The sequence below is a fragment of the Pseudomonas sp. 57B-090624 genome, assembly GCF_003234055.1.
GTDB classification, from domain to species: domain Bacteria; phylum Pseudomonadota; class Gammaproteobacteria; order Pseudomonadales; family Pseudomonadaceae; genus Metapseudomonas; species Metapseudomonas tohonis.
The window spans coordinates 26547-52766 of sequence record NZ_QKRU01000032.1 but is presented as its reverse complement, the minus strand read 5'-3'; the positions used below and the strand labels follow the sequence as shown (position 1 = coordinate 52766).

General features: G+C 67.9%; 23 protein-coding genes. 6 read left to right on the top strand and 17 right to left on the bottom strand.

All coding sequences use genetic code 11. The features are described 5' to 3' along the window. Positions 1 to 9: 9 nt before the first annotated feature. The 12 genes from DMX10_RS16555 to dapA all read right to left on the bottom strand — a co-directional run bounded on the left by DMX10_RS16555 (position 10) and on the right by dapA (position 13206). Complete coding sequence (locus DMX10_RS16555) at positions 10 to 2496, bottom strand: TonB-dependent receptor (protein WP_256604825.1); 2487 nt, start codon at positions 2494 to 2496, stop codon at positions 10 to 12. Positions 2497 to 2645: 149 nt separating this feature from the next. Beyond that, the gene (locus DMX10_RS16550) at positions 2646 to 3602 is read right to left on the bottom strand and encodes a FecR family protein (RefSeq protein WP_178082967.1); all 957 of its coding nucleotides are present in this window, start codon (positions 3600 to 3602) and stop codon (positions 2646 to 2648) included. Between the two features lie 14 nt (positions 3603 to 3616). Then, the gene (locus DMX10_RS16545) at positions 3617 to 4150 is read right to left on the bottom strand and encodes a sigma-70 family RNA polymerase sigma factor (RefSeq protein WP_111262084.1); all 534 of its coding nucleotides are present in this window, start codon (positions 4148 to 4150) and stop codon (positions 3617 to 3619) included. 187 nt (positions 4151 to 4337) lie between these two features. After that, a complete protein-coding gene (locus tag DMX10_RS16540; RefSeq protein ID WP_111262083.1) occupies positions 4338 to 5432 on the bottom strand; it encodes an extracellular solute-binding protein in 1095 nt (364 codons plus the stop codon). Between the two features lie 10 nt (positions 5433 to 5442). Then, positions 5443 to 6555: an agmatine deiminase gene (gene aguA / locus DMX10_RS16535; RefSeq protein ID WP_111262082.1), complete on the bottom strand. Its 1113-nt coding sequence runs from the start codon at positions 6553 to 6555 to the stop codon at positions 5443 to 5445. Positions 6556 to 6650: 95 nt separating this feature from the next. Next, the gene (locus DMX10_RS16530) at positions 6651 to 7538 is read right to left on the bottom strand and encodes a LysR substrate-binding domain-containing protein (protein ID WP_111262081.1); all 888 of its coding nucleotides are present in this window, start codon (positions 7536 to 7538) and stop codon (positions 6651 to 6653) included. Positions 7539 to 7636: 98 nt separating this feature from the next. Beyond that, on the bottom strand, positions 7637 to 8875 hold the full coding sequence (locus DMX10_RS16525; RefSeq protein WP_236205716.1) for a hypothetical protein: 1239 nt from the start codon (positions 8873 to 8875) through the stop codon (positions 7637 to 7639). Between the two features lie 56 nt (positions 8876 to 8931). Continuing rightward, positions 8932 to 9381 carry a YcgN family cysteine cluster protein gene (locus tag DMX10_RS16520; RefSeq protein WP_111262080.1) on the bottom strand — a complete coding sequence of 150 codons (450 nt, stop codon included), beginning with the start codon at positions 9379 to 9381 and terminating at the stop codon, positions 8932 to 8934. A 530-nt stretch (positions 9382 to 9911) separates the two neighbouring features. Next, positions 9912 to 10844 (bottom strand): D-2-hydroxyacid dehydrogenase, encoded by a 933-nt coding sequence (locus DMX10_RS16515; protein ID WP_111262079.1) that lies wholly within the window; start codon positions 10842 to 10844, stop codon positions 9912 to 9914. Further along, complete coding sequence (locus tag DMX10_RS16510) at positions 10844 to 11137, bottom strand: YcgL domain-containing protein (protein WP_111262078.1); 294 nt, start codon at positions 11135 to 11137, stop codon at positions 10844 to 10846. The genes DMX10_RS16515 and DMX10_RS16510 overlap by 1 nt, the downstream gene beginning before the upstream one ends. Beyond that, on the bottom strand, positions 11134 to 12264 hold the full coding sequence (gene rnd, locus DMX10_RS16505; protein ID WP_111262077.1) for a ribonuclease D: 1131 nt from the start codon (positions 12262 to 12264) through the stop codon (positions 11134 to 11136). Before rnd ends, DMX10_RS16510 begins: the two co-directional genes overlap by 4 nt. A gap of 87 nt (positions 12265 to 12351) precedes the next feature. Further along, positions 12352 to 13206, bottom strand: coding sequence for a 4-hydroxy-tetrahydrodipicolinate synthase (gene dapA / locus DMX10_RS16500; protein ID WP_111262076.1), 855 nt, complete (start codon positions 13204 to 13206; stop codon positions 12352 to 12354). A gap of 417 nt (positions 13207 to 13623) precedes the next feature. On the opposite strand from dapA, the gene DMX10_RS16495 reads away from it, so the two are divergent. Beyond that, positions 13624 to 14685 carry an SMP-30/gluconolactonase/LRE family protein gene (locus DMX10_RS16495; protein WP_111262075.1) on the top strand — a complete coding sequence of 354 codons (1062 nt, stop codon included), beginning with the start codon at positions 13624 to 13626 and terminating at the stop codon, positions 14683 to 14685. A 75-nt stretch (positions 14686 to 14760) separates the two neighbouring features. On the opposite strand, the gene DMX10_RS16490 is transcribed toward DMX10_RS16495, so the two are convergent. After that, entirely contained in the window at positions 14761 to 15552 is a 792-nt protein-coding gene (locus DMX10_RS16490; RefSeq protein WP_111262074.1) for a 1-acyl-sn-glycerol-3-phosphate acyltransferase, read from the bottom strand. A 93-nt stretch (positions 15553 to 15645) separates the two neighbouring features. Here DMX10_RS16490 and DMX10_RS16485 point away from each other — a divergent pair, with 93 nt between their 5' ends. From DMX10_RS16485 to DMX10_RS16475, 3 genes are all read left to right on the top strand, one after another. Beyond that, entirely contained in the window at positions 15646 to 16500 is an 855-nt protein-coding gene (locus DMX10_RS16485) for a sulfurtransferase (protein WP_111262073.1), read from the top strand. Positions 16501 to 16749: 249 nt separating this feature from the next. Further along, the gene (locus tag DMX10_RS16480; protein WP_111262072.1) at positions 16750 to 17229 is read left to right on the top strand and encodes a hypothetical protein; all 480 of its coding nucleotides are present in this window, start codon (positions 16750 to 16752) and stop codon (positions 17227 to 17229) included. Between the two features lie 192 nt (positions 17230 to 17421). Further along, positions 17422 to 18696, top strand: coding sequence for an OmpP1/FadL family transporter (locus DMX10_RS16475; RefSeq protein WP_111262071.1), 1275 nt, complete (start codon positions 17422 to 17424; stop codon positions 18694 to 18696). 179 nt (positions 18697 to 18875) lie between these two features. Here DMX10_RS16475 and DMX10_RS16470 read toward each other — a convergent pair whose 3' ends face one another. The 4 genes from DMX10_RS16470 to DMX10_RS16455 form a co-directional block, all read right to left on the bottom strand. Continuing rightward, positions 18876 to 19934 (bottom strand): DUF2167 domain-containing protein, encoded by a 1059-nt coding sequence (locus DMX10_RS16470; RefSeq protein WP_111262070.1) that lies wholly within the window; start codon positions 19932 to 19934, stop codon positions 18876 to 18878. Between the two features lie 161 nt (positions 19935 to 20095). After that, positions 20096 to 20647: a glutathione peroxidase gene (locus DMX10_RS16465; RefSeq protein ID WP_111262069.1), complete on the bottom strand. Its 552-nt coding sequence runs from the start codon at positions 20645 to 20647 to the stop codon at positions 20096 to 20098. A gap of 177 nt (positions 20648 to 20824) precedes the next feature. After that, positions 20825 to 22024 (bottom strand): MFS transporter, encoded by a 1200-nt coding sequence (locus DMX10_RS16460; protein WP_111262068.1) that lies wholly within the window; start codon positions 22022 to 22024, stop codon positions 20825 to 20827. Between the two features lie 43 nt (positions 22025 to 22067). Continuing rightward, on the bottom strand, positions 22068 to 22481 hold the full coding sequence (locus DMX10_RS16455) for a MarR family winged helix-turn-helix transcriptional regulator (protein ID WP_111262067.1): 414 nt from the start codon (positions 22479 to 22481) through the stop codon (positions 22068 to 22070). Between the two features lie 162 nt (positions 22482 to 22643). On the opposite strand from DMX10_RS16455, the gene DMX10_RS16450 reads away from it, so the two are divergent. Then, positions 22644 to 24464: an acyl-CoA dehydrogenase C-terminal domain-containing protein gene (locus DMX10_RS16450; RefSeq protein ID WP_111262066.1), complete on the top strand. Its 1821-nt coding sequence runs from the start codon at positions 22644 to 22646 to the stop codon at positions 24462 to 24464. Between the two features lie 184 nt (positions 24465 to 24648). Then, the gene (sph, locus tag DMX10_RS16445; RefSeq protein WP_111262065.1) at positions 24649 to 26193 is read left to right on the top strand and encodes a sphingomyelin phosphodiesterase; all 1545 of its coding nucleotides are present in this window, start codon (positions 24649 to 24651) and stop codon (positions 26191 to 26193) included. The last annotated feature ends 27 nt before the right edge of the window (positions 26194 to 26220 follow it).

Here is a 26220-nt window from a genome sequence, read left to right as displayed (position 1 = left end):
GAAGGCGCCTCAGAAGAATTGCGAGACGCTGAACTTGATGTTGCGGCCCACGCCGGAGACGGCCTCGCCGAGGTAGGGGTAGTACTCGCGGTTGAACAGGTTGTCCACCGCCAGCCGCGCCTCGAATCCCTTGATGTACTTCGGCTGCCAGGTGGCGAACAGGCCGTGCAGGGCGTAGCCCTGGGTTTCCGGCAGGCTCCAGCCCGAAGCGAGCGGATCGTCATCCACCGGCGAGCGGTCCTGCTTGCGCACGAAGTTGCCGGTCCAGCCCATGGCCATGTCGATCTCCGGCACCTTCACGCCCAGGGTGGCCACCGCCTTGCGCGGAGGGATGTCCGAAAGCCAGGTTTCCGGGCCCCAGGGGTTGCGCGGCGAGGCGTCGCGCTTGCCGCGGATGTAGGACACCGACAGGCTGCCGAAGATGCGCGAGCTGTCGTAGAAGGATTCGACCTCGACCCCCTCGATGGTGTAGCCGGGCAGGTTGCGGTTGTTGGCCAACGGCCCCTGGCAGGCACTGTTGCCGCCGGTCACGCTGGCAAGGCAGTAGACGCCGGTGCGCTTGAAGATCTCGTCCTTGCCACGGTTGCGGAACAGCGTGGTGCGGATCTGCAGGTTGTCACCGTCCACCAGCAACCTGTCGAGATTGAAGATGCTGCCCAGGCGTACCCCGGTGATGCGCTCCGGGTCCAGGTTGCGACTGGTGGCGGGCACACTGCTCGCCGCGCTCTGCACCTCGTACAGTTCGTCGATCAGAGGGGCGCGCCAGGTCTTGCTGTAGTCGGCGAAGAACGCCAGGTTGTCGGTGGCGGTCCAGAACAGCCCCAGGCGCGGCGACCAGCCACTGTAGGTGACGCTGCTGTAGTCGTGCCCCACGGCGGGGTCCGGGCTGTTGTAGCGCGGCGCCAGGCTGGGCTCGCCACGGCTGTAGACATGGTCGTAACGCAGTGCCGGGGTGATGGTCACGGAACCGAGGGTGATGGCGTCCTGCAGATAGCCACTGCGGGTTTCCTGCTCGCCGGACGGCATGTAGTAAGGCTGGTAGAGGCCGTAGTTGTAGGTCCTGTCGGTCAGCTTGCTGAGGTCCTTCATCAGCGTGTCGCGATCATGCCCGTGCCATTGCACCCCTACGGTGGCGACGTGGGACAGCAGCCCCGTATCGAAGCGGCTTTCGTTCTTCAGCTCCGCCAGCCGGTCGGTGTAGTTGACCCAGCTCTCGTTGCCCAGCGAAGACGCGAACCCCGCAGACGCGTTGGCCGGCCGCTTGTCATGCTGGTCGGTCCTGGAATAGGCATAGCTGGCGGTGACATTCACCAACGGGTTGTCCAGCGGCGTGTAGTTCCACTTCAGCGAGTAGTTCTCGTCGTCCTGGTCACGGTTCACCAGCTTGCGTTTCCAGGCGCCGTCCAGGCCATAGCGGGCGATCTCCGCTGCGGTGGGGGCAGCCATCTCATCACGCTTGGCGGCGAAGGGCTCCCAGGCCTCGCTGCCGGACTGCATGGCCGACAGGGTGAAGACATGCTCGTCGTTGGGACGGAAGTTGCTCTTGAACAGGAAGGCGTCGAGGCTGTTTTCGGAGTAGACGAAGCGCGTGCCGTCAGGGCGCTTGATGTTGTCGCCCTCACGCCCGGTGAGGAACAGCAGGCCATCGAACATCCTGTCGGTGGTCTGCCCGTACACCGCGCCGCTGTAGATCTCCTGGCGGTCGTTGGTGTGGTAGCCGTACTTGAGGAAGGCACCGGCGTTCTCGCCCTCCTTCAGCAGGTCGGCGGGGTCCTTGGTGTCCACCTTGATCACGCCGCCGAAACCGCCGTTGCCGTACAGGGTGCTGTGGGGGCCCTTGTCCACCTCGACGTTCTTGATCAGTTCCGGCTCGATGAACACCGAACCCTGGCGGTACTTCTCGAAGCCCTTGGGCGCGCCGTCGAGGATGACCTTGACGTCTTCCACATCGCCCATGCCCCAGATGTTCAGGGTCTGGCCGCCAGGGCGGGGCGAGCCGCTGGAGCTGACGCCCGGCAGGGTGTCCAGCAGTTCGGCGATGTTGTCCGCCTGCTTGCGGTCGATGTCTTCCTGGGTCAGGACCGAACGCCCTACCGAGCTGGAATCGATGGCGCTGCCCATGATGTTGGTGCTGCCCAGTTCCAGAACGTTGTCATCGGCGGCGGCCTGGCCGGCACTGGCAACGCGACGGATCACGAACCCGTCCCCCGCCTCCACCAGCTCCAGCCCGGAGCCGGCCAGCAACCGTTGCAGTGCAGCGCGGGCGCTGTAGCGGCCGGCCAGGGCCGGGGCGCGCAGGTCTCGCAGTTGCGACTCGTCGAAGAGAATCTGCAGCTGGCTCTGCTGGGCCAGGGCGGTCAGCGCGCTGGCCATGGACTGGGCCGGCAGGTTGAAGTCGTGGTCCTGGGCCAGGGCGCTGCCGCTGAGCAGGAAGGTGGCCAGGGCGCCGCCGGCAACGAGACGGCGCAGCGCGAAACGGGTGCTACGGGTGTTCATCCAAATCTCCCCAAGTACTGCAAAACCGCCCTTGCATGAGGCGGACATCAGGAAGACGCAGCGCTCGGCAAAACCCGCATATGCAAATGAAAAATATTTTCACTTGCATCGAAGCACCCTGCGCCAGGATTCCGGGGCAATCCCCGGGGTCAGCGCGGGTGGATCAGGGCCGTTCCGTCGGCCAGGTACTCGACGCGCACCGGCAGCAGTTGCGGCAACGCGGCGAGGAAGGCATCCGGCTTGCCGATGTTCAGGCTGCCGGAAACCCGGCGCTCGGCGAGGCTGGCATCGGCCAGGCCCACGGGCGCGTTTCGGTAGTGGGAGAGCTCGTCCACCAACTGGGCCAGCGGGCGATCACGGAAGATCAACTGCCCACGCCGCCAGCTGGCGATTTCCTCGGGGCTGCGGTGGCCGAGCTCCAGGTGGCGCGTGCGGTAATCGAAGTCGGCACTGTCGCCGGCACCCAGTTCGGCACGGTGACTGCCGCCGGCCTCCGGGCTCACCGCGACCTTGCCGCTCTCCACCGCCACATCCAGGCGCTCGCCGCCACGGCGAACGCTGAAGCGGGTGCCGAGCACGCGCACGCTGCCCTCCCCGGCCATCACCACGAACGGGCGTCGTTCATCACGGGCGACGGCGAAGAAGGCCTCGCCCTGGAGCAGCTCCACTTCGCGGTGGTCGTCGTAGAGGCGCACGTGCAGGCGGGTGTCGACGTTGAGGTCGATGCGCGAGCCGTCGGCCAGCTCCACCTGGCGCTGCTCGCCCCGGGCGCTGCTCAATTGCAGGTCGACGCCGGGCGCGCGGGCGAACCAGTTCTGCGAGGTGGCCAGGGCGGCGCAGAGCAGCACGAACGAAGCCGCCATGGCACGCGGCAACGTGCGGCGGCCACGGGGCTCGGGCCGGACCAGCGGCGTGGCGAGCACGGGCCGTGGCACGCGATCGAAGTCGGCCCAGATCAGCTGCATGTCGGCGAAGGCCCTGGCATGCGCCGGGCTGGCGGCGAGCCAGGCCTGCAGCTCGGCTTCCTGCTCCGCGCTGAACTGCCCGCTGCTGCGGCGGGCGTACCAGGTGGCGGCCTGTTCGTCGATCGAGGGTCGGGAATCCATCCGGGGGCTCGTGTTCATTGTCCGTCCGCCTGGACCTCGCCCTGCACGCGTTGCTTGCAGTGCAGCAGGGCACAGGCGATGTGCTTTTCCACCATGCTCAGGGAAATCCCCATGCGCGCGGCCACTTCCGCCTGGGACAGGCCGTCGAACTTGTGCAGGACGAAGGCCTCGCGCCGGCGCGGCGACAGATCATCCAGTGCCGAGGCCAGGAGGCGCAAGCGCTGATGGTGTTCTACCCGTTCCAAGGGGCTCGCTCCCTGTTCATCGACCAGGGTCTCCAGCGCCTGTTCAGCTTCTCCATCGAGCGCACCGCGCACCTGCTGGCGGCGCCAGTGGTCACGCAGCAGGTTGCGGGCGATCTGGAAGAGGAAGGCGCGAGGCTGGTGGACCTGTTCGCGCTCGCGCCAGTCCAGCCATTGGGTGAAGGCGTCCTGGGCCAGGTCGGCGGCGTCGGCGGGGCTGCCCAGGCGCTTGCCGAGGAACTTCAGCAGCTCGGCATGGAAGGCGCGGTAGGCACCGGAGATGGAGCCCCGGAACTGCTCATCCACGGGGCTGCCTCCCGTCCGCTCGACTCGCTCGCTGCACGCATGCCCCCGACGACAGGTGGCCAGGCGACGCCGCCGGATGCGACGTGCCAGGACCACCAAATGAGAATGCATATCATTAGATAGCAAGCACCGCAAAGCGGTCAAGACGCCCGGCAGCGGGATTGCCGGAAACCGGGCGGCGGGAGCTTCAGAGGCCGGACTTCAGCTTGCTGAAGGCGCGGGTCAGCGCACGATTGAAGGCCTTGGTGTTGTCGTTCTTGGTGTAGAGCGTGGCGCGTACCGCCGCCGGCGGGTAGGTGCCCGGGTCGGCGAGGATGGCGGGGTCGACGCTGGACGCCGCCGCCGGCACCGCGTTGGCGTAGTGGATGTTGTTGGTGATGGCACCGATGGTCTCGGGGGTCATCAGGTGGTCCATCAGCGCCAGGGCGGCGTCCGGGTGCGGTGCGTCCCTGGGGATGACCATGGCGTCGAACCAGATCAGGGTGCCCTCCCGCGGGATGCGGTAGCGCAGCTTGAACGGCTTCTGCGCCTGCTCGGCCTGGGCGGCGGCGATGGCCACGTTGCCGTTCCAGGACATCGCCAGGCAGGTGTTGCCGTTGGCCAGGTCGTTGATGTTGCGGTCGTTGTCGAAGTAGCGGATCGACGGACGGATCTTCGCCAGGTGCGCCTCGGCAAGCTTGAGGTCGTCGAGGCTCTGGCGGTTGATGTCCAGCCCCAGGTAGCGGAAGGCGGCGGCGAACACCTCGTTGGGGTCGTTGAGGAAACTCACCCCGCAGTCGGCGAAGCGCGCGACCACCGCCGGGTCCATCAGCATCGCCCAGCTGTCGGTGGGGGCGTCGGCCATGCGCGTGCGAATGGCCTCCTCCTGGTAGCCGAAGCCGGTGGTGCCCCAGACATAGAGCCCGGCGTAGCGGTTGCCCGGGTCGAAGCGCGCCATGTGCGCGGTGAACTCCGGGTCCAGCCCCTGGAAGTGCGGCAGCCTGGCCTTGTCCAGCGGCTGCAGCGCGCCGCTGGCGATGGCCCGCTGCAGGTGCTGGCCGGCGGTCAGCACCAGGTCGTAGCCGCTGCGGCCGGTGAGCAGCTTGGTCTCCACCGTTTCCAGGGAGTCGAAGTGGTCGGCCACCACCTTGATGCCGGTCCTCGCCTCGAAGCGGGAGAGCGTGTCCGGTGCCAGGTACTCGCTCCAGATGTACAGGTTGACCCTGGGCGGCTCGCTCGCCGCCTGGGCCGTGCAGGTGCCGAGGGCCAGGCCCAGGGCGATCGCCAGTGTGCGCAGTTGCATCGAAGGCTCCCTAGCCAGCCCGGCTGGCGGCGTATTGCGGCATGGTGATGCAGGCGACGTTGCCGCCCCCCAGGAGGATCTCCCGCGAGTTCTCGATGCCGATGATCCGGTGCCTGGGGAACAGCTCGGCGAGCACCGCACCGGCCGCCCGGTCGTGGGCGTCGCCGAACAGCGGCAGGACGATGGCGGAGTTGCCCGCGTAGTAGTTGATGTAGGAGGCGCAGATGCGCGTACCCGCCTCGCGCAGGTGGGTGCCGTCCACCTGGTCCAGGCCCGCGGCCTCCTCCGCCGTCCAGGTGAGCACGCGGGGCTGCGGCAGCTTGTGCACCTCCAGCGCGCGGCCACGGGCATCACGGGTGCTGCGCAGGATGTCGTAGGCCTCCTGGTAGATCTCCCACTGCGGGTCGTCGCGGTCGTCGGTCCACTGCATCACCACCACGCCGGGGCGGACGAAGCAGGCCAGGTCGTCGATGTGGCCATCGGTTTCGTCGAACTTGCAGCCGCGCGGCAGCCAGATCACCTGCTCGGCGCCGAGGTAGTCGGACAGCCGCCGGGTCATCTCGTCCTTGCCCAGGTGGGCGTTGCGGTTGCGGTTGAGCAGGCACTGCTCGGTGGTCAGCAGGGTGCGCTGGCCGTCGGTCTGGATGCCGCCCATCTCGGCGATGAAGGGCGCGCGGTAGCGGTCGAGCTTCTCGATCTCGAGGATCTTCTGGGCGATCTGGTCGTCCTTGTCCCAGGGGTAGTAGAGGCCGCCATCGAGGCCGCCGTAGGCGTTGAACTCGAAGTCCACGCCGCGCACCTCGCCGCTCTGGTCATTGACCAGGAAGGCCGGGCCGCTGTCGCGGAACCAGGTGTCGTTGCAGGTCATCTCCACCACCCGCACCTGGGCCGGCAGCATGCGCCGGGCGTTGGCGTACTGGGTGGCGGAGGCGCAGACGGTGACCGGCTCGCTGCTGGCGATGGCACTGACGATCTCGACCCAGACCTTCTGCGCGGGCTTGGCGCCGTTGCGCCAGACATCGGTGCGCTCGGGCCAGCCGAGCCAGCAGCCGGCCTTGGGCTCGAATTCGCCGGGCAGGCGGAAGCCGTCGGCCTTGGGGAGGGAAGTCAGGGAACGCGCCATGGGAAACCTCGGAGTGGGGTTGGATGTGCCCTGACGTTAAGCGCGCCGGTGCCCCGGCGACCAATGATGAATATCGCGGAATCCTTGAATTGGATTCAGCTATCGGCCAGCTGATCGCTGAACCATTCGACGAACTGGGCCACCGCCGGCTTGTCCAGGCGCAGCCGTTCGCAGACCAGCGCGTACTGCCCCAGCGATGCCACGCTGGCAGCGAAGGGGCGCACCAGGCGGCCGCTGGCCAGGTCCTCGGCGCTGGTGAGGTTGTCGCCCATGGCCACGCCCTGCCCTTGCGCGGCGGCTTCCAGGGTCAGCCCGGCGTGGCCGAGGTAGAGGTGCCGCGCCGGCTGCAGGTCGCCGGCATGGACGCTGAGCCAGGCGCTCCAGGTCTTGCCGTCCTGGTCGTCATGCAGCAGGCAGTGGCGGGCCAGGTCACGCGGGTGCTTGAGCGGCAGCTGGTTGAACAGGCCGGGGCTGCACACGGGGAAGAACTGCAGGGCCGGCAGCGGCCGCACGAAGTAGGCGCTGGCATCCCCCGGGCCGGTGCCGTAGGTGATGGCGAGGTCGATCTCCTCACCCGGCAGCGCCGACTCCAGCGGCTGCTCGTAGAGGTGCAGGGTGATGTGCGGGTGGCGCTCGCCGAAGTCCGCCAGCCGGCCCACCAGCCACTTCTGCGCCAGCTCGGCGGTGACGGCGATGCGCAGCTGGGCCTGGGAGCCGGGGTCGCGCAGCTCGTCGCAGGCATCGAGGATCAGCTCGAAGGCCTGTTGCAGGCTGTGCAGCAGGCGCCGCGCCTGGGGCGTCGGGCGCACCTGGCGACCGGCACGGACGAACAGCTCGGTGCCAAGCTGCTCCTCCAGCTGGCGGATCTGGTGGCTCACCGCGCTGTCGGTGACGCACAACTCGGCGGCGGCGCGGCCGAAATGGGCATGGCGGGCGGCTGACTCGAAGGTGCGCAGGGCGGTGAGGGACGGCAGGCGGCGCATGGGCGGGCTTCCGGGCAAAGCCGGCATCGTTGCGCAGGTGGGGCGATGGCGTCCAGCGTGGCGTAGCCCGGGCTTCAGCCCGGGGCCCGCGCCGGAAGTCAGGCCCCCTTGGGCAGCTTCAGCAGCGGCGTGTCGAGCACATCGGACTGGCCGCCGAGGACGTTCTCGGCGATCTCCACGAAGTCGCGGGTGCTGACCTTGTCCAGGCGCATCAGGCCGCGGGCGACGTCGTCCAGGGAGCGCTCGCCCTTGCTGGCCTTGCGGATCTCCTCGTCGAGGTCCTGCAGCAGCAGCACCGCGCGTGCGGTGACCGGGCCGGTGGACCGCTCGCCACGCAGGCTCTCGACCTTGCGGCTCCAGCGCTGCAGCTTGGCGCGGACCTTGTGGTAGCGGTCCTCGCTGAGGCCGCCGGCGCGGCGCATCAGTTCGATGGCATAGAACTCGGCGATGCCTTCGCTGATCCAGTCGCTCTGGTCGGTGTCCTTGATGCGGCTGAACACGTGCACCAGTTCGTGCACCAGGGAGCTGGTGCCGTTCTCGCTGACCAGGGGGCGGTCGGCATGCATGAAGAAGGAGTTGGGCGCGGAGAGGCCGCCGCGCCACATCGGGTCGCCGGCACCGACGATCAGCAGCTTGCCGGGGTCGCGCGGGAACACCGCCTGGGCGTGGGGCCAGACGAAGGTCAGCAGGGTGAGGATATCCATGCGGCGCATGCCCTCCCCCATCGGCGCGGCGACCGTGACGTCAGTGTTGCCGAGTTCGGCGCGGCGGCTGCCGAGCTTGCCGGCGATGATCCAGCCGGTGGGGCGGTCGAACAGGCGCTCGGGGTTGTCGATGCGGAAGCGGTTCTTGCCCACGCGGGACCAGCCGGTCTCCACCGTGCTCCAGCCCTTGGGCAGCTCGAACTGGATGCGCGACACCAGCTCGGTGCCGTCCACCAGATCGATGCGCGCAGGCGGCACCAGGTCGTCGCCCCGCAGCAGCGTCCAGTCCGGCGTCATGCGCGCATCGAACTTGCCGTCGCCACGGGGATGGGTGATGCGCACCTTGTAGCTGAGGGTCGCCTTGCCTTCCGCCGGGGTCCAGGTGCCGCGCTCGGCGCTGGCCTGCTGCCATTGGCCGTCGCCCTTGAAATCGCTGTAGTAGCCCTTGTCGCCGAGGTCGAACGCGAGGCTGCGGACCTTCTCGCCGTTTTCCAGCACCAGGCGCACCTCGGCCTGGTCGCTGTCCGGCAGGAAGCGCACCCGGTAGTCGACATCGCTGCGCTTGGCAGCGAGCAGGGGCGCGCAGAACAGCAGGGTGGCGGCGGACAGCAGCAGGGTGGCGCGGTTGGACATGTCGGGCTTCCTCGGAGCGATTTCCCTATGACTCGGCAAGCGGCCGTTCTATCCGTCTAGCCCGCACGAAAGATCATGTAGTCCTCCCAGTCGTCCTCGGCCACCTGGGTCTCGCTGACCATGCGCCCGGACTGGGAGATGCCGGCGTTGTGCACCGCCTCGGTGTCGCCACAGACCAGCGGGTGCCAGGGCGGCAGGTCCTTGCCCTCGGCCACCAGGCGATAGCCACAGGTGGGCGGCAGCCAGCGGAACTCATCGGCCTGGGCCGGGGTGAGCTGGATGCAGTCGGGCACGAAGTCACGGCGCTTGGGGTAGTTGGTGCAGCGGCAGGTCTTCAGGTCGAGCAGCTTGCAGGCGATGCGCGTGTAGTACACGGCGCCATCGTCCTCGTCCTCCAGCTTCTGCAGGCAGCACAGGCCGCAGCCGTCGCAGAGGGATTCCCACTCCTCCTGATCGAGCTGTGCGAGGGTCTTGCGCTTCCAGAAGGGTTCGACTTTGGCGGCCATGGTGCTCTGACTGGGTAACGGGGCGCGGTAGTCTAGTCGCGCCAACCCCGCCGGCCAAGCGCCGCCGACGACGGGACGACCGGCAGCGCCATGTAAGGAAAATCATTCGCAGGACGGCTACCCCAAGGGCTCCTGGGCAACCGGCAGGCGTAGGGGGGGTGACGCTCTTTTCATCCACCAACGATGCTGCCTGGGAGCACGAAAGGTGGACCGGTGAAGCGTGGTCCACCCTACGCAAGCCATCTGTGCCGGGATCGGTTCGGTGCCCCGCAAAAGCGGCCATCTGAAACTGGAGATGCCGCCAGGCGAAGGGGGGATGACGCTCTTTTCATCCACCAACGATGCTGCCTGGGAGCACGAAAGGTGGACCGGTGAAGCGTGGTCCACCCTACGAAAACCATCGGTGCCGGGATACGAGTGCTGAAACCTGAGGTGCCGCCGGGCGTAGGGTGGATGACGCTCCTTTCATCCACCAAGGGTGTTGCCGGGAGCACGAAAGCCGGCACCGTGCAGGGCCCTCTGAGTCGGCCTCAATAGCCGCGCTGGAAATCCACCTCGCCTCGTAGCGGCTGGCCTGCCTGGAAGCGCGTGAGGTTGTCGATGAACAGCTGCACCAGCAGTTCCGGCAGCGTGGGCGCGGAGCTGTGGCCGGTGAGCAGCAGGCGTGGCGCGGTCCAGAACGGGTGCGCGGGCGGCAGCGGCTCCTCGCGGCAGACGTCGATCACCGCACCGGCCAGGTGCCCGGCCTGCAGGCTGGCGACCAGGTCGGCGTCTACCACCGCGACACCGCGCCCGCTGTTGATGAACAGCGCCTCGGGGCGCATGCGGGCGAACAGCGCGGCGTCGTAGACGTCGCGGGTGGCCGGTGTGTCCGGCAGCAGGTTGATCAGGTAGTCGGCCCAGGCCGCCTGCTCCGCCAGGGCGTCCATCCCCAGCACCTCGGCGAAGGGCGCAAGCGCACGGGGTTCGCGGGCGATGCCGCGCAGCTCGACACCGAACGGCGCGAGGAAGCGCGCGACGCTCTGGCCGATATCGCCGGCGCCGACGATCAGCACCCGGCGCCCGGCCAGGCTGCTGGGCATGCGCGCATCCCAACGCCGCTCCACCTGGCTGGCCAGGCGCGAGAGCAACTGGCGCTCGTGGGCGAGGACGTAGGTCAGTACGTATTCGGCCATCACCTGGCCGAAGATGCCGACGGCGCGGGTGAGGCGGTAGCCACGCGCAAGGTCCTGGGCCAGCAACGGGGTGATGCCGGCCCAGCTGGATTGCAGCCACTGCGGCCGCAGGCCCGCTCGCAGCAACGGGACCACGCGATCCGGGCTGCCCAGCCAGACGGGGCAGTCGCCCGCGAGGCTGTGGAGTTCATCCGCATCGTCGCTGCCCGCCGTCTCCAGCGTGGGGGCCAGGGCGTGCAGCAGCTCGGCATGGCGACGGTGTTTCTCGTCGGCGAGGAGGACCTTCATCAGAGGGGGTCGTTCATGCGCAGCAGTTCTTCGGGCAGGTGCTCGATGTATTCCTCTTCAGCCGGCGGCATCTGCAGGTGGTAGCCCTGCTTCTCGAGGTTCTCCAGCACCTTGCCGATGTCCTCGCGGGCCAGCTGGCGCTCGGGGCTGAGCACCAGGTCGAAGGCGTGCTGCGGCGTGCCGAAGGCGGCCAGCAGGGCTTCGGGGACACGGGTCAGGGCGTCGCGCTTCTCGACGTAGAGGTACATCTCGTTCTTGCGCGGGCTCTTGTAAATGGAGCAGATGCGTTTCATGGGGCGTGGTCTCCGGCCAGGGCATCGAGCAACGCCTGGCCCATCAGTTCACGGCGCCAGCCCTTGAAGCCCTCGGGCAGGCTGTAGGGGCCGGTGGGGTAGCCCGTCTTGAGCAGGGCCTCCAGGTGCTTCTTGCGCAGCATGAGCTCGGGCGCCATGCCCAGGCGCTCGGCTTCGGCCTGGCCGATCGCGCGCAGCTTCTTCAGCAGTGCGGAGGCCTCGGACGGCAGCGGCTCGGGCAGCGGCTCGGGCCACTCGGCGGGGGGCAGCTCGGCCGCTTCGCGGATCATCTTCAGCAGGGTGTTGCCGTCCTGGCGCACGGTGCGCGGATGCATGTCCTCGACACGGGCCAGGGCGACGAGGTTGTCCGGCTGGAACTTGGCCAGCGGCCACAGGGCGTGCTCGCGGATGATGCGGTTGCGCGGCTGGTCGCGGCGGCGTGCCTCGATGTCGCGCCAGGCGTAGAGCTCGCGCAGCACGGCGAGCTGCTGGCGGGACAGCTTCCAGCCCAGCTTGGCGTCGCGGTAAAGGTCGTACGGGTCCACTTCACGGCGCAGGTTGGCCACCAGCTCGGCGCCGTCTTCCAGCACCCAGGCACGCTTGGTGGCGTCCAGGCGCTCGTCGATGATGCGGTAGATCTCGGCGAGGTGGATGGCGTCCTCGGCGGCGTAGCGCTCCTGCATCTCGGTGAGCGGGCGCTGCAGCCAGTCGGAACGGGTCTCGTCCTTGGGCAGGTCGATGCCGAGCACCGCCTGGACCAGGCGCGAGTAGCCCATGGAATAGCCGATGCCCAGGTAGCCGGCGGCGAGCTGGGTGTCCAGCAGCGGCAGCGGCAGGCTGCCGGTGAGGCGCAGGAAGACTTCGAGGTCCTCGCTGCAGGCGTGCAGCACCTTGGTCACCGCCGGGTCTTCGAGCAGCCCGGCGAAGGGACGCCAGTCCTTGATCAGCAGGGGGTCGATGAGCCAGGCGCTGTCGCCGTCACCCACCTGCACCAGGCCGGCCTTCGGGTAGAAGGTGTCGACCCGCATGAACTCGGTGTCCAGGGCCACGAAGCTGAGGGTGCGCCAGCGGGCGCAATGGGAGGCCAGTTCGGCGTCGTCGCGAATCCAGTGAAAATCGATGGCCACAAGGCTCTCCTCGGTTCAGAGGCGCGAAGTATATATCGCAACCCCATTTCCGCCCCACCCGGTCGTGCCGTGCGGGGCGGCTGCGGCTCAGGCCAGCTCGCTGCGCAGGCGCTGCAGCAAGGCCGGCGAGCTGGGTTGCATGGGGGCGCGCAGTTCGTCGCGGATCAGCCCGCGCAGGGCCAGCAGGCTCTTCACCGGCGCCGGGTTGGGCTCGGCGAAGGCCAGGTGGATCAGCGGCTGCAGGTCGCCGAAGATCGCCCGGGCGCCCTCCAGGTCGGCCGCCGCGACCCGCTCGGCCATGGCCACGAAGCGCTCGGGATGGATGTGCGCGGAAGCCGCGATGGCACCGCTGCCGCCGTGGCAGAGGGTGGCGAAGATCTGCGCGTCCTCCCCCGCCAGCACATCGAGCTGGCCGTCGGCGATCAGCGCCTGGGTCTTGTCGATCTCGCCGCCGCAATCCTTGATCGCCACGATGCGCGGGTGCCGGGCCAGCTGGCGCAGGGTCTCCAGTTCCAGGCGCACGCCGGTGCGGTAGGGGATGTCGTAGAGGATCACCGGCACCTCGGCACCGTCGGCGATGGCACCGAACCAGGCCAGCAGCCCGGGCTGCGAAGGCCGTATGTAGTAGGGCGCGGGCACCAGCAGACCGGCCACCGGGCGCCTTTGCACCTCGCGCTGCAGGGCCAGGACGTCCGCCAGGTTGTTGCCGGCCAGGCCCATCACCAGGCGTTCGCCGGGGACGGTTTCGAGCAGGGCGTCGAGCACCGCGAGTTGCTCCGCCTTGCTCAGCGCCGCGGCTTCACCGGTGGTGCCGCACACCACCAGGCCGGCGACGCCCGCCTCCAGCAGGTGCGCGGAGAGCCGGCGCAGGGCGGGGAAATCGATGGCGCCATCGGCGAAGGGGGTTACCAGGGCGACCCAGATTCCAGAAAACACAGGCATTGCAAAGCTCCTTCAGGCTGACCGTCAGAGTCGCCGTCGGAGGGGATGCGGGGAGTGTTCGTGCGGATGAGGTTTCGACCTTCGCGCCCACTGTCCTGTCAGCCCATCTGACGGGACAGCGCGCCCCGGTCAAATGAGCGACTGTTTCTTCGATTTACCCGCGACAACGCCAAACGCCAGCGCCGGCAGGGCCGGAACGAAAGCGAGGGAGGCGAAGGTGGCGGGCATGCTGTAGCTCGGTGCGGGAATGCGAGAACGGGATACTGCGAAAATCCCTACAAGGCTGTCAACTGCGACAAGGCCGCATGCCCACCATTCAGCCGGAGGGGGTTTCTGGCATTGCCGGGCCATGGCTGCTAAAAAGCCCTTCCAACAATAACCAGGCCCATGACGGGCCCTCCTCCAGGGAAATCGGACATGAAGAAACTCCTGGGCCTGCTGGTCCTGCTCATCGCCGCTGCGGGCCTCTACCTCGGCATCACCAAGAGCCCCATCGACCCCGTCGCCTGGGACGCCCCCAAGGCACCACCCATGACCGGCGTGATGGAGCCCAACGACACCCTGATGAAGGCCGAGCTGCTGGCCAAGGGGCAGATCCACGGCCCCGAGGACACCGCCGTGGACGCCCAGGGCCGCGTCTACGCCGGCCTGCATGACGGCCGCGTCGTGCGCATCGACGCCGACGGCAAGGTCGAGACCTTCGCCACCACCGGCGGTCGCCCGCTGGGCATGGACTTCGACGCCCAGGGCAACCTGATCGTCGGCGACGCCTACAAGGGCCTGCTGAGCATCGACCCCAAGGGCCAGATCAAGGTGCTCGCCACCGAGGCCGAAGGCGGCCCCTTCCGCTTCACCGACGACCTGGACATCGCCAGCGACGGGCGCATCTACTTCACCGACGCCTCCGCCAAGTTCGAGCAGCCCGACTACCTGCTGGACCTGCTCGAAGCGCGCCCCCACGGCCGGCTGATGCGCTACGACCCGGCCACCGGCAAGGTCGAGGTGCTGCTCAAGGACCTGTACTTCGGCAACGGCGTGGCGCTCTCGGCCAAGGAAGACTTCGTGCTGGTCAACGAGACCTACCGCTACCGCATCACCCGCTACTGGCTGAGCGGCGACAAGGCCGGCACCCATGATGTGTTCATCGACAACCTGCCGGGCCTACCGGACAACCTCCAGGGCGACCGCAAGGGCACCTTCTGGGTCGCCCTGCCCTCCCCGCGCAAGGCCGACGCCGACTTCCTCCACACCCAGCCCTGGCTCAAGGCGCAGATCGCCAAGCTGCCCCGCGCCCTGTGGCCCAAGGCGCAGAAGTACGGCCTGGTGATCGCCCTCGACGAGACCGGCCAGATCATCCGCAGCCTGCACGACACCAGCGGCACCCACCTGCGCATGATCACCTCGGTGAAACCGGTGGGCGACTACCTTTACTTCGGCAGCCTGGACAACGACCGCATCGGCAAGCTGAAGATCCACTGAGACCGAACCCCGCTGCCAGCGAAAAGCCCGCCAATCGGCGGGCTTCTTCATTTCAGGGAGCGGTAACGTCGGCACTCAGGCCGGCACCGTCTCGCGCACGCCCTGAACCACAGGTGCCGGCTGCGGGTGCAGCAGCGCCTGCATCTGCCCGTGGGTCCGTGCCATCAGCTCGTCCAGGCGCTCCACGTCGAACTGTGCAGCATCGATAGGTTCGCCCACGTGCAGCGACACCGGCAGGCCGAGGTTGAAGCGCCAGGTGCGCGCCGGCAGCACCTGGTGGATACCGCGGATGGCCACCGGGACGATGACCGCGTCGGTGTCCAGCGCCAGGTGGAAGCAGCCCTTCTTGAAGCCCTGCAACTGGCCATCCTTAGAGCGCGTGCCTTCCGGCGCCGCCCACAGCACGATGCCGCTCTCCATCATCTGCCGCGCCCGCTGCAGGTCGGCCAGGGCACGGTCGCGGTGGTGCCGGTCGACGAAGGGGAACTCGGCCGCCTTCATCGCAGCACCGAGAAACGGCAGGCGCGACAGTTCCTGCTTCGCCAGCATGCGGATCGAGCCCGGCAGGGCCACGAAGCTGGCGGGGATGTCGTAATGGCTGGAATGGTTGCAGAGGATCAGGTAGCGACGGCCGTCGTTGAAGTCAGGCAGTTGCCCATGCACCGACAGGCGCACCCGCACCAGGCGCAGCAGGCCGCGGGACCAGGCGCGGGTGTAGGCGTCCACGCGCGCGCGGTCGAGACGCCCGCAGGCGGCACGCCCCAGTACCAGCAGGCAATAGAACAGTGTCAGCAGCAACGACCCGAGCACCACGCCGATGCGGCGGGCGAGGTTGGCGCTCTCGGCGAAGGATTGCAGGCTTGGCATGGACGGCTCTCCCATCACTCATCGATCCGCGCGACGTGACGCGCGGCTGTCCCTATGATGCCCACTGTCATCGATTGGACACAGGAGACCGCCATGCCCCTCGCGCAACTGATCAGCCCCCGGCAACTGGAAGCCCGCCTGGGAGAACCGGGCCTGATCGTGCTGGATTGCCGCTTCGCCCTCGACGATCCCGCCTACGGGCAGCGCAGCTATGCCGAAGGGCATATCCCCGGCGCGCGCTTCGCCGACCTGGAGCACGACCTCTCCGGCGTGGTGCAAAAGGGCGTCACCGGACGCCACCCGCTGCCTGCCCCGGAACGCCTGGTGGAGCGCCTGCGCGGCTGGGGCGTCGACAATGACAGCACCCTGGTGCTCCATGACGACGGCCCCGGTGCCTTCGCCGCGCGCGCCTGGTGGCTGCTGGCCTGGCTGGGCAAGCGCGAGGGCGTGTACCTGCTGGACGGCGGGCTCAAGGCCTGGCGCGACGAAGGCCTGCCGCTGGAGGTCGCCGTGCCCCAGGTGCCCCGTGGCCGCTTCAGCGGCGCAGCCGACCCCAGCCTGCTGCGCAGCGCCGACGAACTGCAGGGCCGCCTGGGCGCCGACGACCTGACACTGCTCGATGCCCGCGCCCTGCCCCGCTTCAAGGGCGAGGTGGAGCCCATCGACCCGGTGGCCGGCCATATCCCCGGCGCCCAGTGCGCGGTGTTCACCGACAACCTCGGCGCCGACGGCCGCTTCCTCCCCGCCGAGACCCTGCGCCAGCGCTTCGCCGCCCTCCTCGGCCAGCGGCCGGTGGAGGGCCTGGTCGCCTACTGCGGCTCCGGCGTCACCGCCTGCCACAACCTGTTCGCCCTGAGCCTGGCCGGCTACCCGCTGGCGCCGCTCTACGCCGGTTCCTGGAGCGAATGGATCACCGACCCGGCACGCCCGCTGGCCACGGGAGACTGAGCCCACAAGGCCACGCCGGCCCGTCATCCGCGATGCCGGGCCGGTTGCGATCGATCATTTTTTAATCACCCTGGGATATATGCGCCAGCCAACGTCGGCTCAAACAGTTTAAAAACAGGCCTTTACAACGATTTCATCGCACTACACTTCAAAACGAGCGGCTAACCCCGCTTCCGGCGGGGCCCTTTCCGAGAACGAGAAGCTGCCAGACGCCCCCGGTCCCGCCGGCACCTTTCTCGCGAGGGCACCATGGGAATAGCCGCCAGCGACCTCTGTGAACACGTCATCCGCCCTACCCTGCTCTACCTGCAGCGCCCCTCGCCCATGGCCGAGTCCCTGCTGCTGGGTGCCGCGGCCTGCCAGTCGGCCCTCGGCAGCGCCCTGGGCGACCAGGCGGGCTACGGCCTCTATCACATCAGCGAGGAACACCACCGCTGCCTCTGGGACCAGCACCTGGCGCGCGACCCGGAACTCGCCAGCCTGGTGCGCGGCCTGGCCAGCCAGCACGCCTTCCTCGCCGCGCCGCACCTGGAACTGACGGTGAACCTGCGCTACGCCACCGCCATCGCCTGGCTGCTGATCGAAACCGAAGTGCTGGTGATGCCCGCCGCCGACGACTGGATCAGCATGGCCGCCATCTGGCGCCAGGTGTTCAATCCGCAGGGCACGCCTCACCAGTACCTGGATGCCTGGCAACGCTGGGTGGGCCCTGCGGCAAACGTGGCGTAGGCGCGATCCGCTCACTGACCGACCAGTCAGGAACGAACGTCCAAGGCAATATGCACGATCAACGAAGTTGCAGGCATTTTGATGCCATAAAGCCCGATAAAGCGCTCTATTACGGGAACTCCCCGAAGCTGGCAGGGGTCTGGAAATCCTGATAGTTTCCGCCACCTGTCTGAAAGTCCCCAGGAGTCACCCGTGATCAAAAGAGTCTTCAAGACCAGCCTCGCAATCGCCATCAGCGCTGCATCCAGCTACAGCCTTGCCGGTGGCTTCGCCATCAACGAACAGAGCGTCAGCGGCATGGGCACCGCCTTTGCAGGTCGTTCCTCGTCCGCCGACGACGCCACCACCGTCTTCGGCAACCCGGCCGGCATGTCGCGCCTCAAGCGCGAGCAGGTCAGTGGCGGCCTCGCCCTGCTGGACGCCAGGACCGATATCGACGACCACAGTGGCACCTTCGGCGGCAGCAACGACGGCGACATGGTCCCCTTCATGGGCGTACCCATGGGCTACTACGTCAAGCCGATCGATGACAAATGGACCTTCGGCCTCGGCATGTACGTGCCCTTCGGCCTGATCACCGACTACGAGTCCGGCTTCCAGGGCCGCTACTACGGCGATCGCAGCGAAGTCCGCGTGATCACCCTGCAACCGACCATCAGCTACAAGATCACCGACCAGCTCTCCGTCGGCTTCGGCCCGACCATCAACCGCATCGACGGCGAGCTGACCTCCGCCACCCTCAACGCCGGCACCCCCGGCCGCAACGACGGCAAGGTCAAGGTCAAGGGCGACGACACCGCACTGGGCTACAACGTCGGCGTGCTGTTCGAAGCCACCCCCAGCACCCGCTTCGGCCTGACCTACCACTCGATGGTCGACTACAAGCTCAAAGGCGATACCCAGATTTCCGGCACCGGCTTCGGCCCCTTCTCCGGCAACGAGTACGACGCCTCCCTGAAGCTGAAGACCCCCGAATCCGTCGACTTCTCGGTCACCCATGACCTGAACGCCGACTGGACCCTCTATGCCGGCAGCACCTGGACCCGCTGGAGCCGCCTGAAGGACATCACCGTCAACAACAAGGGGGTTCCGGCGCTCCTCGGGGGCTCGGCAGGCCCCATCGGCACCATCACCGAGGAACAGGACTGGCGTGACGTGTGGTCCTACGCCGTGGGCGCCTCCTACAAGCTGAACCCGCAGTGGACCCTGCGCGCCGGCCTGGCCTACGACCAGACCCCGACCCGCAACGAGCACCGCTCGCCGCGCATCCCCACCGACGACCGCAAGATCCTCAGCCTGGGCGCCGCCTGGAGCCCGAGCGACGACTGGACCGTCGACGTCGCCTACTCCTACCTGAAGGAAGACGATGCCGAAGTGAACCAGACCAGCGCCACCAAGGGCCGCTACACCTCCACCTACAAGAACAGTGCCCATGGCCTGGGCGCGCAGGTGACCTACCGCTTCTGATCCCGGGTCGCGGCAAGTGAAAAGTCCGGACCTGGTCCGGGCTTTTTCGTATCCGCCATCCGTACCCCGCAGTTGTAGCCCGGGCTCCAGCCCGGGAAAGCCGCCAGGCACGCGCCCCCTGAAAGCCACCCAATAAAAGCCCGGACAGGTCCGGGCTTCTTTCATTCACTGGACGTCATTCACTCGACGATCTTGGGCTTGTCGTCCTTGTTCATGTCCATCACCGTCGCCGCCGGCTCGCTCACCACCACGGGCTGCGGCTCCGGGGTCGGCTGGGGCTGGGCCTCGGCGGGTGCTTCCTTCTTCTTGCCGCGGATGCGGTTGATGATCCAGGCACCGATGGCCAGGGGCACGAAGAAGAACTTCTTCAGCAGCACCAGGAGCATGGCGAACAGGCCGGCCTTGGCGGCGACCTTGCCGGCGATCAGGGCGCCCAGGCCATAGGCCGCGACCTTGTCCAGCTCGGGGTCGAAATCGGCGTAGCGGTTGCCCGGGTTGAACTCGGTCATGGCCAGCACCGCCGGCAGGTTCTGCTCGATGGTCGGCAGCTGGTCCATGTTGGCGATGAAGTTCAGCACCAGCACGCCCTTGCGGCCCAGCACGCGGATGTTGTAGTTCAGGGTGTGGGTCTCGGCGTCGCCGAACTTCAGCTCCTTGGCCCAGTGCAGCTTGCGGCCGTCGGCGTCATAGCGCGGCTGGGCGGCCCAGCCGATCAGCTCGACGGCCTCGTAGCCGTTCTCGGCGCGCCACTTGTTATCGGCCTTCGCTTCTTCCTTCATGTCGTCGAGCATTTCGGCGTAGTCGATATCGGCGGCGTCTTCGTCGGAGACATAGCCGTTCTCCTCGTACTCCACCGTCACCGCCCAGGACTCATCGGCCAGCGGCGAGATGCCCTTGGGCAGGATCATGCCCAGCGGCAGGACCTCGTCCGGCGGGTTGCCCCAGGCGTCGGTCAGCACGCGCTCGGCGTCCTCGCCGGCGAGGAAGACGAACTGCTCGGGAATATCGAGGGTGGCGAGGTTGTCGCCGATCACCACCTTGCCCTGCTGGAAGTTCAGGCTGGCGAGGAACTCCTCCTCGGACATCGACTCGCCGTTTTCCTCGATGGTGGCCTCGCCGTCCTCTTCCACCTGGGTGGCGGCGGCGGTGTCTTCGACGGGGGCTTCGGGTTTCGCGGCGAATGCGCAAGGAATGGCAGCGGCGATGAGGCCGGCCAGGATCAGTTCCTTGATCGACATGGGTAACTCCATGGTTGGGCAAAAAGTAAGGCGCGGGAAGGTATCACGAGCCAGGCCGGGAAACCGGAACCAGCCGAAATATTCAGAAATATTTATCCGGCACCACGGAACTTTCGCGTGCCCCGGGTGCCGCGAACAGCCTCACCGGAGCAGGCAGTCCCTCACAGCGGCTTGCTGGCCAGGGCCTGCTCCACCGCTCTCACCAGGTCCTCGTCGTCCGGCTTGGTGAGGCTGGAGAAATGCGCGATCACCTTGCCCTGACGATCCACCACGTACTTGTAGAAGTTCCAGCGCGGGCTCTGCCCGGATTGCGCGATCAGGTCGCGGTACAGCGGCGTCGCTTCGTCCCCGGTGACGTGTTGTGGCTGGGTCATGGCGAAGGTCACGCCGTAGTTCACGTAGCAGACCTTGGCCGTTTCGGCGTTGTCGTCGGCCTCCTGCTTGAAGTCGTCGGAAGGCACGCCGAGCACTTCCAGGCCGTCGTCCTTGTAGCGCTGGTAGAGCGCCTCCAGGCCCTTGAACTGCGGGGTGAAACCGCAGTGGCTGGCGGTATTGACCACCACCAGCGGCTTGCCGGCGAAACGCTGGCAGAGGTCGATGGTTTCCTTCGAGCGCAGCTGCTGCATCGAGTGCTGGAGCAACGGCGGGCACTCGGCGGCCAGCACGGGGGCGGCGACCAGCGCCAGGAACGGCAATAGATAGAAGGATTTCATCGAACGCTCCGCGAGGCAGGGGCAATGACGAAAGGCTACGCCCACCGCTCCCCTGCGGCAATCAGCAGAGGCTCATGTTCAGCTGCAGCAGCGCCAGGCCACCGCGCTGCCAGCCCCACCAGGCGAGCGCCAGCAACAGCGCCGCCCCGGCACCGAAGGCCAACCCCAGGCGCAGGCTCATGCCAGCGCCTGCAGCCGCGCCACAGGCCGCTCGCGCACCGGCCAGTTCAGCGCCGCCGCCACCAGGCTGAGGAGGATGGAAATCTGCCAGACCATGTCGTAGCTGCCCGTGTGGTCATAGAGGTAGCCGCCCAGCCAGCCGCCGAGGAAGGCGCCGAGCTGGTGGAAGAGGAAGACGATACCACCGAGCATCGACAGGTTGCGCACGCCGAACAGGGTGGCCACGGTGCCGTTGGTCAGCGGCACCGTGGAGAGCCACAGCAGCCCCATGGCGATGCCGAAGGCGTAGGCGCTCCAGATGCTCAACGGCGAGTAGACGAAGGCGACGATCACCACCGCCCGCAACAGGTAGAGCGCGGTGAGCAGGCGCGGCTTGGACAGGCGCCCGCCGAGCCAGCCGGCGATGTAGGTGCCGAACACGTTGAACAGCCCCACCAGCGCCAGCACCGTGGTGCCCACCTGGGCCGGCAGGTGCTGGTCCACCAGGTAGGCCGGCAGGTGCACGCCGATGAACACCACCTGGAAGCCGCAGACGAAGAAACCCAGCGCCAGCAGCCAGAAGCCGGAGTGGCCGGACGCCTCGCGCAGCGCCTCGCCCAGGGTCTGCTCATGGGCGGCCACCGGCAGCGGATTGTCCTTGAGCATTCCCGCCAGCGGCACGATCAGCGCCACCAGCAACCCCAGCGCCAGCAGCGCCGAGGACCAGCCCAGCCAGCCGATCAGCCCGAGGGTGCCCGGCAGCATGGCGAACTGACCGAAGGAGCCGGCAGCCGCGGCGATGCCCATGGCCATGCTGCGCTTCTCCGCCGGCACCGCGCGGCCGACCACCCCGAGGATCACCGAGAACGAGGTGCCCGACAGACCGATGCCGATCAGCAGGCCCGCGCTCAGCGACAGCCCCAGCGGCGAGTGGGAGTAGCCCATCAGCACCAGCCCGACGGCGTAGAGCACACCGCCGATGATCACCGTCTTCATCGCCCCGAAGCGGTCGGCGATGGCACCGGTCACCGGTTGGGCCAGGCCCCAGATCAGGTTCTGCAGGGCGATGGCGAAGGCGAACACCTCGCGCCCCCAGCCGAACTCGGCACTCATCGGGGCCAGGAACAGGCCGAAGCCGTGGCGGATGCCCAGGGACAGGGCGAGGATCAGTGACGCCCCCAGGAGAATCCAGCCACTCGTGCGCCATACGGAAGTCATAGAAGGTCCTCTGCGGGTATATACCCGCGTTATCGCGAAAAAATCAGTCCAGGGTTTCCAGTTCGCCCAGGAGCGCCATCAGCGCGTCGCGTCGCTCATCGCCCAGGCGCTCGGTCATCCGCGCCTGCACGCCCTCCCAGGCCTGCAACGCCGCCGCGACGCAGCCCTGGCCTTCGGCAGTCAGGGCCACCAGCCGGTTGCGCTGGTCCTCGCCCTCGCCCATGCGCACCAGGCCCCTGCCCTCCAGCACCCGCAGGTTGCGCCCGAGGGTGCTGCGATCCAGCCCCAGCGCCTCGGCCAGCTCGGTGATGCTCGGCTGGTCGAGGCGCTGCAGGTTGTTCAGCAGCGAATACTGGGCGACGTTGATCCCGACGCTCTCCAGGGCGTCGTCGTAGATGCGGGTCAGGTTGCGGCTGGCGCGACGCAGTCGCGTGCACAGGCATCGGGTCGTGATCATGGATGCGTGTATATACCCGCATCAATCCGGCGTCAATGGCAATAGGGGATCGGCGCGGCATTGTCCGAACTGCCAGAGGCCTCCGTTATCGCTGCCAAGGCCGCGCCGGCAAGGGCGCCGTATAAATCGGCGGGTCTGCCACCTGCGTTCCGAGGTTCACCGATGCCCAGCTACAAGGCGCCCCTGCGCGACACCCGCTTCCTGCTCAACGAGGTCTTCGACTTCCCCGCCCACTACCAGGCTTTGGCCAATGGCGGCGAGGCCACGCCGGACATGGTCGAGGCCATCCTCGGCGAGTGCGCGAAGCTCTGCGAGGAAGTCATCGCCCCGCTCTACCACTCAGGCGACGAGGAAGGCTGCCACCTGGAGAACGGCGAGGTACGCACGCCCAAGGGCTACAAGGAAGCCTACGACGCCTACGTCGCCGGTGGCTGGCAAGGCCTCTCGCACCCGGTGGAATACGGCGGGCAGGGCCTGCCCATGAGCCTCGGCGCCCTCAAGCAGGAAATGCTCGGCACCGCCAACTGGCCCTTCTCCATGTACCCGGGCCTGTCGCTCGGCGCCATGAACACCCTCATGCAGCACGGCACCGAGGAGCAGAAACGCACCTACCTGACACCCCTCACCGAAGGCCGCTGGGCCGGCACCATGTGCCTCACCGAGCCCCAGTGCGGCACCGACCTGGGCCAGGTGAAGACCCGCGCCGAAGCCAACGCCGACGGCAGCTACGCCCTCACCGGCACCAAGATCTTCATCTCCTCGGGCGAGCACGACCTCACCGAGAACATCATCCACATCGTCCTCGCCCGCCTGCCCGACGCCCCCAAGGGCACCCGCGGCATCTCCCTGTTCATCGTGCCCAAGTTCCTTCCCGACGCTGACGGCGGCCTCGGCCCGCGCAACGGCGTCAGCTGCGGCGCACTGGAGAAGAAGATGGGCATCAAGGCCTCGGCCACCTGCGTGATGAACTTCGACGGCGCCACCGGCTACCTCATCGGCCCGCCGAACAAGGGCCTGGAATGCATGTTCACCTTCATGAACAGCGCCCGCATCGGCACCGCCATCCAGGGCGTCGCCACCGCCGAACTGGCCTACCAGGGCGCCCTCGCCTATGCCCGCGAGCGCCGCTCCATGCGCGCCCTCTCCGGCACCAAGGAGCCGGGCGAGGTGGCCGACGTGCTGATGCACCACGGCGACGTGCGCCGCATGCTGCTGACCCAGAAGGCCGTGGCCGAGGGCGGCCGCGCCCTGGTCTACCTGGCTACCCAGTACGCCGACCGCATGATCGAAGGCATCCTGCAGAACGACACCGCCAAGTACGAGCACTGGGACGACAAGCTCGGCTTCCTCACCCCCATCCTGAAGGGGTGCCTCACCGAACTGGGCCTGGAGAGCGCCAACCTCGGCATGCAAGTGTTCGGCGGCCATGGCTACATCCGCGAGCACGGCATGGAGCAGATCGTCCGCGACGCGCGCATCGCCACCCTCTACGAAGGCACCACCGGCATCCAGGCCCTCGACCTGCTCGGCCGCAAGGTGCTGCTGATGACCCAGGGCAAGGCCGTGCGCGACTTCAGCGGCCAGGTGGCGCGCCTGGCCCTCGACCTGCTGAAGACCGAGCCGGCCATGCGCGGCCGCGCACTGACCCTGCTCAAGCTCGCCGGCCAGTGGAACGTCCTGACCCTGCGCATCGCCCTGCGCGCCCGCAAGGACCGCGACCTGGTGGGCACCGCCAGCCACGACTTCCTCATGTACTCCGGCTACGCCGCCCTCGCCTACGCCTGGGCCCTGCAGGAAGCCGCCGCCCGGCGTCGCCTGCGCGAAGGCGGCGCCGAGTCCGAGGACTTCTACCGCGCCAAGCTGGCCACCAGCGCCTTCTACTTTGACCGCCTGCTGCCCCGCGCCAAAGGCCACGCCGCCGCCATGACCAAGCCCACCGGCTCGGTGATGGGCCTGCCGGGGGAGCACTTCGTCTTCGACTGAGCCCCATACCGGGTCTCCCCTGGGAGGCCCGGGATTGGCACGGCCTGGGCTAAAGCAGGCCCGTGGAAATGTCGCCGTCATACACCTGATGTTTCCTACAGCCGAACCCATGGATGAGGGCGCAGCCGCTCTGCCCACCGGTGGTAGCGTCGCGCCGCCCTGAGCCCCCAACACGGACACGCCGATGACCACCACCCGAATCGCCTGGGCGATGCTCGCCCTGCTCGCCACCCCGGCCCTTGCCACACCCGAACCCCGGCCCGATGCCTACAACCTGCTGACCCACAACGCCTTCTTCCTCACGCCGCTGCCATTCACGTTCAGCTGGAACAACCCGGAGCGCGCGCGCCTGATGACCCGGGCCGGCTATATGGAAGGCCGCGACCTGGTGATCTTCAACGAACTGTTCGACAACGCCGCCTCCGACATCCTGCTGAGCGGCCTGAAGGACCGTTATCCGCACCAGACGCCGGTGCTGGGCCGCGCCACCAGCGGCTGGGACGAGAGCACCGGCAACCCCGCCGCCAAGCCCGAGGACGGCGGCGTGGCCATCGTCAGCCGCTGGCCCATCGTGCGCCGGGTGCAGTACCTCTACCGCGACGCCTGTGGCGCCGACGCCCTGGCCAACAAGGGCTTCGTCTACGTCAAGGTGCTGCGCGGCGAGCGCCCCTTCCACGTCATCGCCACCCACACCCAGGCCGCCGACGCCGCCTGCCCCGACGGCGGCCAGGCGGTACGGGAAAGCCAGTTCAGGGAGATGCGCGCCTTCATCGACCGGCAGAACATCCCCGCGAACGAAGTGCTGTTCGTCGGTGGCGACCTCAACGTCGTGCGCGGCAGCGCCGAGTACCCGCGCGTGCTGGCCCAGCTGGAGCTGCGCGAACCGGACAGCTACGCCGGCGCCCCCGCCACCTGGGACACCCGGCGCAACGGCGTGACCGGCTACCAGTACCCCTACAAGGACAACGGCCCCGGCAAGGCGCCGACCAACCCGCCGGAGTACCTCGACTACATCCTGGTCTCCAGCCGCCATGGCCAGGTGTCCTACTGGCACAACCAGGCGCTGGACATCCCCTCTCCGCGCTGGAGCGCCAGCGACGGGGTCAACACCTGGCACTACCAGGACTACTCCGACCACTACCCGGTGGCCGCCTTCACCTACGCCGACCCGCAGCGCACGCCGCAGCAGGCCTACAAGCCCACAGACAACCGCTACGCCCGCGTGGTGCTGCGCAGCCTGGACAACGGCAACGCCCTGCGCACCGGTGCCAAGGCCACCCACTGGGTCACCGTCACCGGCAATGGCCGCGACGACGCCAGCACCTTCAGCCTCAATGCCTGGGACCACTTCGCCAGCTTCTGCGTGCGCAACGGCGACTACGTGACCCTGGAATCCCGCGCCTACCCGGGCCACTTCCTCACCTGGTACGAACACGGCGCCGGCAAGTACGGCTACTACCCGGCAGCCGGGAAGCCCTCGCGGCACCTGCGCGTGCAGATCGACAACGACCAGGGGCAATGCCTGAAGGATGGCGACCAGGTGGCGTTCATCGACTACAGCGGGCAACGCCCGCTGCCCGGGCGCGACTACTACCTGAAGATCTGGCCCGACGGCGCCTGGAAGGACCACCTGTTCCTCTGGGGCGAGGCCCAGGACGCCAGCCGCTTCCGCGTGGAAGTGGCACCGACCGCGGTCCACGAGAACTGGTACGACAGGCTGCGTTTCTGAGCCCTGACAGCGCCGGGGCCTTGCACC